Raw genomic sequence first — 12383 nt, 5'->3', positions numbered from 1 at the left:
ACGAGACACATACGGAAACCTCCCGTCCCTGTCTCGAAAGGCTCGTCATGCCGTCGGTCTCCGCCCACGTCGCCCTCACCCTCGCCCACCACGTCGACCATGTGTTCGGCATCATGGGGAACGGCAACGCCTACTTCCTCGACGCCCTGCTCGAGCACACCTCCGCCCGCTTCACCGCGGTGCGTCACGAGGCCGGCGGGGTGGTCGCGGCCGACGCCTTCCATCGCGCCGGTGGCGGGCTCGCGGCGGCCACGGCCACCTACGGCGCCGGCTTCACCAACACACTCACCGCCCTCGCCGAGGCCGTGCAGGCGAAGGTGCCGCTCGTGCTCGTGGTGGGCGACGAGCCGACCTCCGGCCCGCGCTCGTGGGACGTCGACCAGATCGCCGTCGCCGCCGCCGTCGGCGCCCGCACCTACACGGTCGGCCGGATGGACGCGGCGGCCACGACGGTGATCGCCGTCGAGCACGCCCTCACCTACCGGGTGCCGACCGTACTGGCCATCCCCTACGACGTCGCCGCCCTCGAGGCCGGTGAGGTGCCCGCGGTGGCCGAGCCGTCGCTGCCCGGCCCGCTCGTGGTGCCCGGCCCGTTCGCCGAGGCGGCCGTGGCCGGCCTGGCGGAGCTGCTGGCGGGTGCCCGCCGGCCGTTCCTGCTCGCCGGCCGGGGCGCCTGGCTAGCCGGCGCCGGCGAGGCGCTCGGCGAACTCGCCGACGCCACCGGAGCGCTGACGGCCAGCACCGCGCTCGGGCGCGGCGTCTTCCCCGATCAGCGGCACGACCTCGGCGTCACCGGGGGCTTCGGCGCCGAGGGCGCGATGGAGCTCGTGCGCGAAGCCGACGTCGCCGTGGTGTTCGGGGCCTCGCTGAATCAGTTCACGATGCGCTTCGGTGAGCTCTTCGCGCCCGGCACCCGGGTGGTGCAGGTCGACGTGGCACCGACCGCTAGCCACGCGCACGTGAGCGGCTTCGTGCGGGGCGACGCCGCCGAGATCGCCCGGTCCATCGTGCGCGCGCTCCGTTCGCGCGGTGCAACGCCGAGCGGCTGGCGGGAGTCCGTCGACGTCGCAGCCGCCCGGCAGCAGGAGCTCGGCGACGAGCTCGCCCCCGACGGGCGGCTCGACCCCCGCTCGGCGGCGCAGCGGATCGGCGAGCTCCTGCCAGAGGACCGGGTGGTCGTCTCCGACGGCGGCCACTTCATCGGCTGGGCCAACATGTACTGGCCGGTCGCCTCCCCCGACCGCCTGATGATGGTCGGCACGGCCTTCCAGTCGATCGGGCTCGGCTTCCCGAGCGTGCCCGGCGCGGCGATGGCGAAGCCCGACGCCACCGTGGTGCTGACGACCGGTGACGGCGGAGGCCTGATGGCGCTCGCCGACCTCGAGAGCGCCGTACGGGTCGCGGCCGGCCGCGGCGTCGCCGTGGTGTGGAACGACGCCGCCTACGGGGCCGAGGTGCACGTCTACGGTTGCAAGGGCCTAGCCGAGGAGCCGATGCGCATCCCGGAGGTCGACTTCGCCGCCCTGGCGGGCGCGGTCGGCGCCCAGGGCGTCGTGGTGCAGACGCTGGCCGACCTCGACGTGCTGGGCGAGTGGGCCGCCCGACCGGTGCCCGAGCGGCCCTTCCTGCTGCTCGACCTGCGCATCTCAGGCGCGGTGGTCGCGCCCTACCAGCACGAGATCATCCGCGTGAACCGCTGAGGCTCCCGGCGACAGCCTCGGTCTCGGCCCCGGGCCCGGCCTCGGCCCCGCCCTCGAGCATCGCCCCGGCGAAGAACGCCGAGAGCTCCGCCGTGGCGGTCAACGGGAGCACGTGCGCGACGTACTGATCAGGGCGCACGACCACGACGCATCCGGTGGCCGGGTCGAGCCCCCGGAGCGTCGTGATGCTCTCTGCAGGGTCGGCCGCGTAGACCTTCTCGTAGTCGATCAGCCCGAACGGCCCGGTGCGCGGCAGGAAGACCGTCGGCACCGTCGAGATGTCGACGTCGACGTGCGGTTCGGGGTAGACGACCTTCACGTCGAAGACGCTGTCGGGCTCGGCGCCGGCCGGCGTGTGCCGGATGAGCGGCGAGTCGGGGGCGTGCTCGAGCCACTCGGCCCACTCCCCCAGGGCCTCGCGCCCTCCCGCCGACGAAGCTGCCGGGAAGGCGTACAGCCGCCAGCGCCCGTCGGCGCGGGCATGGTGTCCGAGATGGATCGGGTTCCCGTCGGCCACCCGCACCACCGGCGCCGACTTGAAGCGCTTGCCGATCGGGATGCCCTCGGCGAGCGCCTGGTGCTCGGCCCCGCCGATCAGCATCGACGGCGGGTACTGCGTCATGAACCCCGCGGGGAACTCGGCGGTGCGCACGTAGAAGTCGGCCAGCTCCTCGGGGTTCTCGAACTCCTCGGGCTTCTTCGCCATCAGGGTCGACCACTCCTTGTCGAAGTCGATCAGGTTCTTGGCGATGACCTGGCGCTCGGCGGAGTAGGTCTTCAGCAGCTCCTCGGACGCCCGCCCGGTCAGCACGTGGGCGAGCTTCCAGCCGAGGTTGAAGCCGTCCTGCATCGACACGTTCATGCCCTGGCCGGCCTTGGCGCTGTGCGTGTGGCAGGCGTCCCCCGTGATGAACACGTGCGGGCAGCGGTCGTCGCCCTCAGGCACCTCGTCGAACTTGTCGGTGAGGCGGTGGCCGACCTCGTAGACGCTGTACCAGGCCACGTCCTTCACGTCGAGCGTGTAGGGGTGCAGGATGGCATTCGCCTTCTCGATCGCCGTCTCGACCGTGGTGCGGCGCACGGCCCCGTTGTCGCCGGGCGCCACCTCGCCGAGGTCGACGTACATGCGGAACAGGTGCCCGCCTTCGCGCGGGATGTGCAGGATGCTGCCCGCCTGCGACTGGATCGCGCACTTGGTGCGGATGTCGGGGAAGTCGGTCACGGCGAGCGTGTCCATCACGGCCCAGGCGTGCGCCGCGGAGGCGCCGACGAGGGAGCGGCCGATGGCCTCGCGCACGCCGCTCCGAGCACCGTCGCAGCCCACGACGTACTTCGCCCGCACCTGCCGTTCGAGACCTTCCCGTTCGCCGGCCGTCTCGCGCAGGGTGACGGCGACCGGATGCTCGCGCCCCTCCTCCACGGCGAGGGTGACGAACTCGTAGCCGTAGTCGACCTCCATGCGCGCCGGCGCGTTGTGCATCGCCTCGGCGAAGTAGTCGAGAACTCGCGCCTGGTTGACGATCAGATGCGGGAACTCACTCACCCCGGTGGCGTCGTCGACGGCCCGGGCGGAGCGGTGGATGCGGCTCGGGTCGGCCGGGTCGGGCGACCAGAAGGCCATCTCGCTGATCTGGTAGGCCTCGGCCGTGATGCGCTCGGCGAAGCCGAAGGCCTGGAAGGTCTCGACGCTGCGGGCCTGGATGCCGTCGGCCTGCCCGATCGCCAGCCGGCCGGGACGCCGCTCGATCACCCGGGCGTGGATCTCGGGGAACTGGGCCAGCTGGGCGGCCAGGATCATCCCGGCCGGGCCCGAGCCGACGATCAGCACGTCGACCTCGTCGGGCAGCAGGGCGGGGCGGTCGATGCCGGTGCCCGCCGCCGGGGCGATGCGGGGATCGCCGGATACGTAGCCGTGGTGGTGGAACTGCATGCGATGGGTGCTCCGTCTTCGTCGACCTTCCCCCTCGACTTCGGTGTGCGAGGAGGGTATGTTCGATAATCGAACGCACGGTTCGACTATCGCTCACGCGATGCTAGCTCGCTGCCGCCCTCGGGGCAATGGCACTCGAAGCAATGGCCCTCGAGGCGACGGCCGACGACAGATCTGGAGCCACGAGCAGCATGAGCGCATCCGACGGCACGAACGGCGCCACGTCTCAGACCCTCGACCGCGGCATCCGCATCCTGGAGCTGCTCGCCGACCGACTCGAGCCGCAGTCGATCGACGACGTCGCAGCAGCACTGGGTGTGCACCGCTCGGTGGCCTACCGGCTCATCCGCACTCTCGAGCAGCACGGTCTCGTGGGCCGCGACGCCGCCGGGCGACTGCAGCTCGGCGCCGCGCTCGCCGCGCTGGCCGCGGGCGTCGCGCACGATCTGCAGGCCGAGGTGCTGCCCGAGCTCACCGCGGCCGCGAACGAGCTCGGCATGACCTGCTTCCTCGTGGTGCTCGACCACGATGAGTGCGTGACGCTCGTCAGCGTGGAGCCGCGGCACGCCGTCGCGACCGTCGCCCAGCGGCCGGGCACGCGACATCCGGTGGGGGTCGGAGCGCCGGGCAAGGCGATCCTCACGCAGCTGCGGCCCGCCGCCTGGCCGCCCGGTCTCGGCGCAGCGCTGGCCGGCGAGGTGCACGAGGCCGCGGTGCGGGGGTGGGCCGAGAGCCAGAACGAGGTCATCCCGAGCCTGCACGCGGTGGCGGTGCCGCTGGCGCTGCGTGGACGGGCTCCGGCGGCGATCGCGGCCGTGCATCTGCCCGGCGGGCACGACGCGGCCGCGGTGGCCGGCCGGCTGACGCGGTCGGCCACCGCGGTGCGGGCGGCGCTCGGCGGGTGACGGTGCGGGCGGATGCTCGCCCGCACCGTGCCCGTCAGGAGGACTGGGCCCGCAGAGCTGGCTCAGCCCTCCCGGTCAGGCGCGCTTCGCTCCGTAGAGCGGACTGACCGCCTGCTCCGCCTCGTGGTCGGGTCCGAGCGGGATGCCGCTGCGGTCGCGCAGCAGGAGCGTCGCGATCAGGCCGACCACGGTCATCCCGGCCAGGTACCAGGTGACCGACCAGGTGGTGCCCGTCGCCTGCACTAGCGCCGTCGCGATGGTCGGCGCGAAGGCCCCGCCGAGGATCGCACCGATCGCGTACGAGATCGAGACGCCCGAGAACCGGATGGACGCAGGGAAGAGCTCGGAGTAGAGCGCCGCCTGCGGCCCGTAGGTGAGCCCCAGGCCGATGGTCAGGATCGCGACGCCGGCGAAGAGACCGCCGACGGTCCCCGTGTTCACCAGCGGGAACAGGGCGAAGACGCCGAGGAGCTGCAGCACCCAGCCCACGATGTAGGTCGTGCGCCGGCCGATGCGATCGGAGATCCAGCCCGCGAAGAACGTCGACAGCAGCCAGGTGACCGCGCTGCCCGCCACCGCCCAGAGCACCGGTCCGCGCTCGAGGCCGATCGGGCCGTCGGGGTTGGTGGAGTAGTTCTGGATGTAGCCGCCGGTGGTCATGTAGCCCACGGCGTTGTTGCCCGCGAACACCAGTGCGGCGATGATCACGAGCAGCGTGTGCTTGCGGAACAGCTGCACGATGGGCATCCGGGACTTGACCTTGCGTTCGGCGATCTCCGCGAACACCGGGCTCTCCTCGACGCGGCGGCGCACCCAGTAGCCGATGGCGATCAGCACGATGCTGAGCAGGAACGGCACGCGCCAGCCCCACTCGAGGAAGGCGTCGCCCGGGGCGATCACGGCCATCAGCGCCATCACGCCCGAGGCGAGCAGCAGACCGAGGGGCACGCCCAGCTGCGGCGAGGCGCCGAAGAGGCCGCGCTTGGCGCGGGGGGCATGCTCGACGGCCATCAGCACCGCGCCGCCCCACTCGCCGCCGGCGGAGATGCCCTGGATGATGCGGAGCAGGATGAGCAGCACGGGAGCCGCGACGCCGATCTGGGCGAAGGTCGGCAGCAGGCCGATCAGCGCCGTGGCGGCACCCATCAGGATGAGCGTCAGCACGAGCACCACCCGGCGGCCGTACTTGTCGCCGAAGTGGCCGGCCAGGAAGGCGCCGAGCGGACGGAACAGGAAGCTCACGCCGACCGTCGCGAACGAGAGCAGGATGGCCGCCTGCTGGCCGGCGGGCTCGAAGAACAGCTGGCTGAACACCAGGCCGGCGGCCGAGGCGTAGATGAAGAAGTCGTACCACTCCACGGTGGTTCCGATGACGGTGGCGAAGACGACGCGACGGCGGTCGCCGACGCTCGCCAGGGACCCGGTGGGGGTGAGCCCGGTGGTACTCATGCGTGTTTCTCCTCCGACCCGGACATCGTCGTCGTGCGGTCTGGCGCCCCGATGCGCCACCCGTTCGGGTCATCCGCCGATGATATACGATTTCGAGTACGAGGAGAAGGGGGCTTGCGCTAGAGCGGCCCCAGCACGTCGGGCACCGCTTCGCGCAGGTCGAGGTCCTCCAGCACGGCGAGCAGTCGCCGCTCCTCGTAGCGGAAGTGGTTCTCCATGATCGCCGCAACGCCTTCGAGATGACGACCCAGTTCCGCCGGAGGGGCGGCATCGTCGACGGCCTCCCGGAGCCCGCCGAGCAGGTGGGCGATCATCCCATGATCCCGCTCGAGCGAGCGCAGCACGGGCGCCAGGTGGGGGTGCTCCCTCTCGATCGCGGGGAAGAGCGCGCGATCCTCGCCCCGGTGGTGGGCGTCGAGTGCCGCGCAGAACCCGTGGCAGTAGACGAGCAGATCCCGGCCGGCCTGCTGCACCTCGCCCCCGTCGCGCACGGCGTCGCGGGTCACCCGCAGGGCCTCCCGGATGCGCGTGTGCACGGCGCGGAGTTCGGCGCCCCAGGCGACGAGCCTGGTCCTGTCGTGCTCGGTCACGTCGTTCAGTGTACAGTGTCCACATGTCTGCGGTGGGCCGCTCCAGCCCGGTGAGGAAGAGTTCAGGATGCCCGACAGCACCATCACCGTCACCCCCATCCGCGTCGCCACGCTTCTGGCCGGGGAGGAGCGGCTGCCCGTGTACGTGCACCTCGTCGCGCATCCCGACGGCCTGATCCTCGTCGACACCGGACTGACCGAGCTGCACCCCGCAGCGGCCGACATGGACCCGCAGCTGGAGCCGCTGACCGAGCAGGGACTCGACCTCTCGCGCGTCACCGCCGTCGTCAACACCCACCTGCACTTCGACCACTGCGGCGGCAACCACCTGTTCGCGGGCCGGCCCGTCTACGTGCGGCGCCGCGAGCTCGCTGACGCCCGCACCCTCGAGGACTACACGATCCGCGAGTGGGTCGACGCCCCGGGCGTCGAGTACGTGGAGGTCGACGGCGAGCTCGAGCTGCTCCCCGGCGTGCGCCTGCTCCCTGCCCCCGGCCACACCCCGGGCTCCCAGATCGTGGTCGTCGACACCCCGCAGGGCCCGGTCGCGATCGTGGGCGACACCGCGGTCTGGTCGGGCGAACTCGACTCCCCCACCACCGAGGGCCAGCGCCTCGTCCGCTCCCTCGCGCCGAGCCGCGCCTGGCTCGCGCACCAGACCGAACCCTGGACCCCCACCCCTAGACCGCCCTCAATCCCGTGACGGCGGGAACCGCTTGGGTCGCGCGATCGCGCGCCAGAGTCCGACGGCGACGCCCCAGCGACCGTGGTTCGGGCGAGTGGTGATCACTCCGCCCGACCGTCCTGGCGGTGGTCCCGACCCGACGCCGGACGTCGGCGGGGGCCCGTCACGGCCTGCCACACTCCGACGGCGATACCGACAGACCAGAGGGGAAGGCCGATGGCGGCCACGACCCACAGTCTCAGCCGGTAGCGCCCTAGATCCACGACCTCGTCGAGGTGCCAGCCGTGGGCCGCACAGAACCAGATCGTCAACGTGAACGCGAGCATCGATGCGGCCGCGAAGACCGGCGGATGGGCGGCGAGCACCTTTCCCCACTGCCGCACTCGCCCGGGCTGCACCGCCCCCGTCGCCGGGTGGTGGCCCGACCTTTGGGGTTCGCTCACCCCGACACGATAGCTCTGACTGCGCCCGTCAGTAGTCGAACGACCAGGAACAGCCACTCGTAAATTGAATGTAACGGGTGTTACAGTGAGCGTGTGACTGATATTTCCTGGCTTCTTGTCGTTCCGCGGGTGCCTGCTCAGCCGTCGCGGCATCGCGTCGCGGTGTGGCGGGAGCTGCGGCGACTCGGCGCCGTGCCGGCGGCCGCCGGGATGTGGGCGGCGCCCGATCTGCCGGCATTCGCGGAGGGTGTCGACGCCGTGCGCGAGCTGGCCGAGCGGGGGGACGGCAGCGTGTCGGTGTTCCGCGCGAACGGGCAGTCCGAGGCCGACGCGGCTGCACTGCTCGAGACGTTCACGAGCGCCCGAGTCGACGAATGGGCCGAGTTCGTCGCCGACTGCGGCAAGTTCGACGCCGAGATCGATCGCGAGTTCGCCAAGGAGAAGTTCACCTTCGGAGAGCTCGAGGAGGAGGAGCAGAGCCTCGACCGCCTCCGGCGGTGGCACCGTGACTTCCTGCGCCGCAACGCCTTCCCGCTGCCCGAGACCCAGCAGGCGACCGAGCGGCTGACGGCCAGCACCGAGAAGCTCGCGTCCTACTCCGAGCGGGTCTACGAGGTGAACCTGCCGACCGAGCCCGACCCCGGTACCGGCCCCGGCCTCGACCCCGTCCCCGTCCCCGTCCCCGGGGAGGGATGAGCTCGGTGACGACCCGGCGCGCGACGGCCACACCGTGACCGACTGGTGGGGCGTCGCCGCAGCCGTGGGTGGCGGCCTGCTGCTCACCTGGTGCGCCCTCGTGATCACACTGTGGCTGCAGCAGCGACGCATGGGCCGGTCGATCGACTGGCGCGAGGCCGTGCGTCTCGTCCCCGACACGATCCGCCTGCTCCGGGCGCTCGTCGGCGATCGCACCCTCCCGCGCTCCGTGCGCTGGTCGCTGGTGGGCCTGCTCGGCTACCTGCTGCTGCCCCTCGACCTGATCCCCGACGTCATCCCCGTGCTGGGCGTCGCCGATGATGTGATCGTCGCTGCCCTCGTGCTCCGGTTCGTCCTCCGCCGCACCGGGGTCGCACCCCTGCGCCGTCACTGGCCCGGCACCGCGGCGGGACTGAGCAGTCTGCTCGCGCTGACCGGCCTGGCTGGTCCCCGTGACGATCGGGTTCCGAAGGAATAGGGTGTGCCGGATGATCGGAACCCTCGACGTCGTCGTCCTCGACTGCCCCGACACCCAGGCCCTCGCCCGGTTCTACGCCGAGCTGATCGGGGGCGAGATCGTCCAGGACGATCCCGACTGGGCCGAGGTGCTGCCGCCCGGCGCGACCGGCCGCCCGCTCCTCGCATTCCAGCAGGTCGACGACTACCGGGCGCCCGAGTGGCCGGGTCAGCTGGTTCCGCAGCAGATCCACCTCGATGTCAAGGTCGACGATCTCGACGCCGGCGAACAGGCCGTGCTGGCGATCGGGGCGACGGCGACGGGGTCGGTCACCGAGACGTTCCGGGTGTATCTCGATCCGGCCGGGCATCCGTTCTGCCTCGTCGCGCCGAACGACTGACCCGCTCGCTCCGCCCGTGCCCGGGTGCCCGGTGCGGGTTCCGGATGCTCGGCGGCACGACCCCGGAGGCCGCCCCGCCCCGCGCGCCCCCTGCCGGCCCGGCCCGCCCCGGCTCAGTGCTCGTGCGCGCCCGAGAGCTTGAAGGCGAGTCGCCCGTGCGCATAGCCGCCGCCGGCGCGGATGGCCGTGGCGACCCAGGCGGCCTCGGCGAGCTCGCCCTCGGAGGCGCCGGCCTTGACGGCGTTCTGGCTGTGGGCGTCGATGCAGTAGACGCACTGGGTCGTGATTCCGACGGCGAGCGCGATCAGCTCGCGGTACTTCAGCGGGATCTCGCGGCCCTCCGGCTGGAAGACGGCGTTGTCGAAGGCCGCGAACGCCGCGAGGATGTCGGGCGTCTCCTTCTTGTAGACGGCGGTGAAGGTCTTGTCGGCGGTGCGGTCGAAGTAGTCGGCCATGGGGGTTCCTCCTGGTGGGGTCGGCTCGGCGGGGGTGGGCTCGGTGGTGTCGGCGAGCGGTGGGGCTCAGTGGTGGGCGCAGCAGGGTAGCGGGGCGGGTGGGCGGCGGTCAGGGGGCGGCCAGGGCATCCGCTATTCGCAGGGTGGCCTCGCGCAGCAGCGGGCGGGGCATGGCGAAGACGAGGCGCACGAAGCCCTCGTAGCCGGCGCCGCAGAGGGCGCCGTCGGTGACCGTGACGCCGGCGCGCTCGCGCAGCAGGGCGGCGGGTGAGACGCCGGGGCCGAGGTCGAGCTCGAGCGATCGGCAGTCGAGCCAGGCGAGGTAGGTCGCCTCGGGCAGGGCGTAGCCGACGCCCGGGGCGTGTTCGGCGAGCAGCGAGCCGAGCAGGCGGCGGTTGCCGTCGAGGTAGTCGACCACCTCGCCGAGCCACTCCCGCCCCGCGCGGTAGGCGGCGGTTGCGGCGATCACGCCCGGCGTGGCCGCCCCGTGCTGCACGGCGAAGCCGAAACGCGCGTACCGGCGCTCGTCGGCGTCGTTCGTGGTGATCAGCTGAGCGGCCTTGAGGCCGGGCAGATTCCAGGCCTTCGACGCGCTGGTGCCGGTGATCGAGTGGGCGGCGGCGGCCTCCGAGACCGTCGCGTAGGGGATGTGCGGTCGCCCGTCGAACCGGAGCGGCGCGTGGATCTCATCGGCGAACACCCGCCCGCCGTGCCGCTCCACCAGCTCGGCGATCGCGTCGAGCTCGGCGCGGTCGAGCGCGGTGCCCGTGGGGTTCTGCGGGTTGCACAGGATGAGCGTGCCGGCCCCCGCGCGGAAGGCGGCGTCGATCGCGTCGAGGTCGTGCCGCCAGCGCGGCGCGCCGGTCACCTCGTCGTCGACGAAGATCCCCGGGACCTCGACCACCGGATGCCCGAGCGTCGGCGGATATGTCAAGAACGGCATATACGCCGGCGTCGGCACGATCACGGCCGAGCCCGGCGGCGAGAACGCGGTCACGGCCACGCCGAGGGCCGCCATCACGTCGGAGACGTGGTGCACCCGGGCGGGGTCGATGCGCCAGTCGTAGGCGTCGAGCATCCATTCGGCCGTCGCCTCGGCCATCTCGTGGGCCGTCGCCGGGGCGAGGTAGCCGAGCACCCCCTCGTCGAGCGCGCGGTGCAGGGCGGCGGTGACGGCGGGTGCGGTGCCGAAGTCCATCTCGGCGACCCAGGCGCCGATCGTGCCGGGGTGCAGGCTCCACTTGCGGCTCGACGGCACGTCGAGGTGGTCGGCGGTGATCTGGTCGAACCGGTGCATGTCTCGTTTCGGTGCGGATGCGGGTGCGGGGTCGGTGCGGGTGCGTCGGCGGTGCCGGTGTGGCCGCGGTGCGGGTGTGGTCTCGTGAGGGTGCAGGTCGTCGGATGCCCGCCCCAGCATCCTCGCCGCCCGCCGCGCCGCCCGCACCGACTGTTGCGGAATGCGTCACGGTCAAGGGGGCTGCGTCTCCCGCCGCGAGGGCGGAGGCTCGACCCATGTCGATGTCAGAGCCCTTCGTGCCCATCCTGTCCGACCGCGACGAGGCGCCCGCCGCCTCCGACCCGGGCCCCGGAGCCCCCGGCGGCGGCACCCCTGCCGACCTCGAGGACTCCCCCACCGCAGCCGAGCAGAGCGGAACGGCCCCGGCCACGCAGAACCCGCCGTTCCGCACCCCCGAGCCGGGCGACGCCGGCCCCGACGATGGCGCAGCACTCGGCGAGCGCGACTAGCTCCGTCGGTTCTTCAGTGGGCGGCGAGCGACTTCTGCAACCAGCGGATGCTCTCGCCGAGCAGTCCCGTCGCGAGCAGCCCCGCGCCGAGCGGGCCCGACGTGTCGGCTCCGAGGCTGGGCAGCTGCCGGAGGGCGTGCCGAACCGGCTCGCTCATCTGCTCGAGCTGCCAGGTCAGCTCGGCCTCCGCCGCGCCGGACAGGCCCGCCTCACCGGCGGCGAGAGCGGCGGCCTTGGCTGCATAGGCCGCGGCACCGAGCGCATGAGCCCCCATGTGCGCCACCCCCGACGCCTGCCCCGCCGACCAGGCGGCCGCCCGCGCCGCCGGCGAGGACACGACCTGCGCGGCCCGGTTCGCGACGAAGCGACGCCGGATCTCGCCCGCCGCATCCAGCTCGCCCCGGCCGAAGGCCCGAGCACGGGCGATGGCGTCACGCGGCCGGTCGTCGCCCGGCGCCTCGGCCTCGAACAGCGGCAGCACCCGCTCGGCGCAGTCGGCCGCCCAGGCCGCCACGAGCCGCCGATCGCCCTCGCTCAGGGTCTGCGGTGAGGACATGCCCGAAGCCTGTCAGACCCTCCGCCGCCGCGCCACCGCCGTCACAGCCCACCGCCGTCAGACGCCTCCGCCGGCGCCGAACCCGCTGCGGTCGGACATCCGCCGCGCCATCGCCGCCCGCGCATCCTGCGAGTGGTCGGGCCGATCGGCAGGGTGCACCGTGGGCTCCTTGTAGTCGAGTCCGCCGCGGAGTCGCCGCCGCACCACGAAAGCCACCACGACCACGACCACGAACGCCACCAGGGCGATGATGTCGATCCAGAACGGTTCCATGTCGCTTCCTCCTGTGCCTCTCGACGTGCCGTCACTCCATCCTCGACGAGTGTCGAGCGAGACACGCGGATGCACACCCCACGCCCAGCCCGCCGCCG

15 protein-coding genes are annotated in these 12383 nt (G+C 72.6%); 7 read left to right on the top strand and 8 right to left on the bottom strand.

Annotation, left to right across the window (positions count from 1 at the left end; translation table 11 throughout):
• Nucleotides 1-47: 47 nt before the first annotated feature.
• Complete coding sequence (locus tag HQQ85_RS19675) at nt 48-1700, top strand: thiamine pyrophosphate-binding protein (protein ID WP_173184315.1); 1653 nt, start codon at nt 48-50, stop codon at nt 1698-1700.
• Here HQQ85_RS19675 and HQQ85_RS19670 read toward each other — a convergent pair.
• Nucleotides 1681-3630, bottom strand: coding sequence for an FAD-binding monooxygenase (locus HQQ85_RS19670; RefSeq protein ID WP_173184313.1), 1950 nt, complete (start codon nt 3628-3630; stop codon nt 1681-1683). The genes HQQ85_RS19675 and HQQ85_RS19670 overlap by 20 nt on opposite strands.
• Nucleotides 3631-3821: 191 nt before the next feature.
• On the opposite strand from HQQ85_RS19670, the gene HQQ85_RS19665 reads away from it, so the two are divergent.
• On the top strand, nt 3822-4535 hold the full coding sequence (locus HQQ85_RS19665) for an IclR family transcriptional regulator (protein ID WP_254069624.1): 714 nt from the start codon (nt 3822-3824) through the stop codon (nt 4533-4535).
• 75 nt (nt 4536-4610) lie between these two features.
• On the opposite strand, the gene HQQ85_RS19660 is transcribed toward HQQ85_RS19665, so the two are convergent.
• A complete protein-coding gene (locus HQQ85_RS19660; RefSeq protein WP_173184311.1) occupies nt 4611-5984 on the bottom strand; it encodes an MFS transporter in 1374 nt (457 codons plus the stop codon).
• Between the two features lie 119 nt (nt 5985-6103).
• The gene (locus HQQ85_RS19655; protein ID WP_173184309.1) at nt 6104-6574 is read right to left on the bottom strand and encodes a hemerythrin domain-containing protein; all 471 of its coding nucleotides are present in this window, start codon (nt 6572-6574) and stop codon (nt 6104-6106) included.
• Nucleotides 6575-6641: 67 nt separating this feature from the next.
• Here HQQ85_RS19655 and HQQ85_RS19650 point away from each other — a divergent pair, with 67 nt between their 5' ends.
• Nucleotides 6642-7277, top strand: a complete 636-nt coding sequence (locus HQQ85_RS19650) for an N-acyl homoserine lactonase family protein (protein ID WP_173184307.1) — start codon at nt 6642-6644, stop codon at nt 7275-7277.
• Nucleotides 7278-7360: 83 nt separating this feature from the next.
• Here the strand turns inward: HQQ85_RS19650 and HQQ85_RS19645 are convergent, their stop codons facing one another.
• Nucleotides 7361-7702, bottom strand: a complete 342-nt coding sequence (locus HQQ85_RS19645) for a hypothetical protein (RefSeq protein ID WP_173184305.1) — start codon at nt 7700-7702, stop codon at nt 7361-7363.
• Nucleotides 7703-7795: 93 nt separating this feature from the next.
• On the opposite strand from HQQ85_RS19645, the gene HQQ85_RS19640 reads away from it, so the two are divergent.
• The 3 genes from HQQ85_RS19640 to HQQ85_RS19630 are packed head-to-tail and all read left to right on the top strand — an operon-like array spanning nt 7796 to nt 9255.
• A complete protein-coding gene (locus HQQ85_RS19640; protein WP_216851901.1) occupies nt 7796-8398 on the top strand; it encodes a Chromate resistance protein ChrB in 603 nt (200 codons plus the stop codon).
• A 34-nt stretch (nt 8399-8432) separates the two neighbouring features.
• Nucleotides 8433-8876, top strand: a complete 444-nt coding sequence (locus HQQ85_RS19635; RefSeq protein ID WP_371741975.1) for a DUF1232 domain-containing protein — start codon at nt 8433-8435, stop codon at nt 8874-8876.
• A 10-nt stretch (nt 8877-8886) separates the two neighbouring features.
• Nucleotides 8887-9255, top strand: coding sequence for a VOC family protein (locus HQQ85_RS19630; RefSeq protein WP_173184303.1), 369 nt, complete (start codon nt 8887-8889; stop codon nt 9253-9255).
• A gap of 113 nt (nt 9256-9368) precedes the next feature.
• Here HQQ85_RS19630 and HQQ85_RS21240 read toward each other — a convergent pair whose 3' ends face one another.
• Both HQQ85_RS21240 and HQQ85_RS19620 read right to left on the bottom strand, forming a co-directional pair.
• A complete protein-coding gene (locus tag HQQ85_RS21240) occupies nt 9369-9710 on the bottom strand; it encodes a carboxymuconolactone decarboxylase family protein (protein WP_173184301.1) in 342 nt (113 codons plus the stop codon).
• 109 nt (nt 9711-9819) lie between these two features.
• Nucleotides 9820-11007 (bottom strand): MalY/PatB family protein, encoded by a 1188-nt coding sequence (locus HQQ85_RS19620; RefSeq protein ID WP_173184299.1) that lies wholly within the window; start codon nt 11005-11007, stop codon nt 9820-9822.
• A 215-nt stretch (nt 11008-11222) separates the two neighbouring features.
• On the opposite strand from HQQ85_RS19620, the gene HQQ85_RS19615 reads away from it, so the two are divergent.
• Nucleotides 11223-11456 carry a hypothetical protein gene (locus HQQ85_RS19615; protein ID WP_173184298.1) on the top strand — a complete coding sequence of 78 codons (234 nt, stop codon included), beginning with the start codon at nt 11223-11225 and terminating at the stop codon, nt 11454-11456.
• Nucleotides 11457-11469: 13 nt separating this feature from the next.
• Here HQQ85_RS19615 and HQQ85_RS19610 read toward each other — a convergent pair whose 3' ends face one another.
• Entirely contained in the window at nt 11470-12012 is a 543-nt protein-coding gene (locus tag HQQ85_RS19610) for a putative immunity protein (RefSeq protein WP_173184297.1), read from the bottom strand.
• Nucleotides 12013-12069: 57 nt separating this feature from the next.
• Nucleotides 12070-12285, bottom strand: coding sequence for a hypothetical protein (locus tag HQQ85_RS19605; RefSeq protein WP_173184296.1), 216 nt, complete (start codon nt 12283-12285; stop codon nt 12070-12072).
• Between the last annotated feature and the right edge of the window lie 98 nt (nt 12286-12383).

This window comes from Herbiconiux sp. VKM Ac-2851 (genome assembly GCF_013205105.1).
GTDB classification, from domain to species: domain Bacteria; phylum Actinomycetota; class Actinomycetes; order Actinomycetales; family Microbacteriaceae; genus Herbiconiux; species Herbiconiux flava.
Note: the sequence above shows the minus strand (reverse complement) of the source record. Positions and strands in the feature narration are given on the sequence as shown.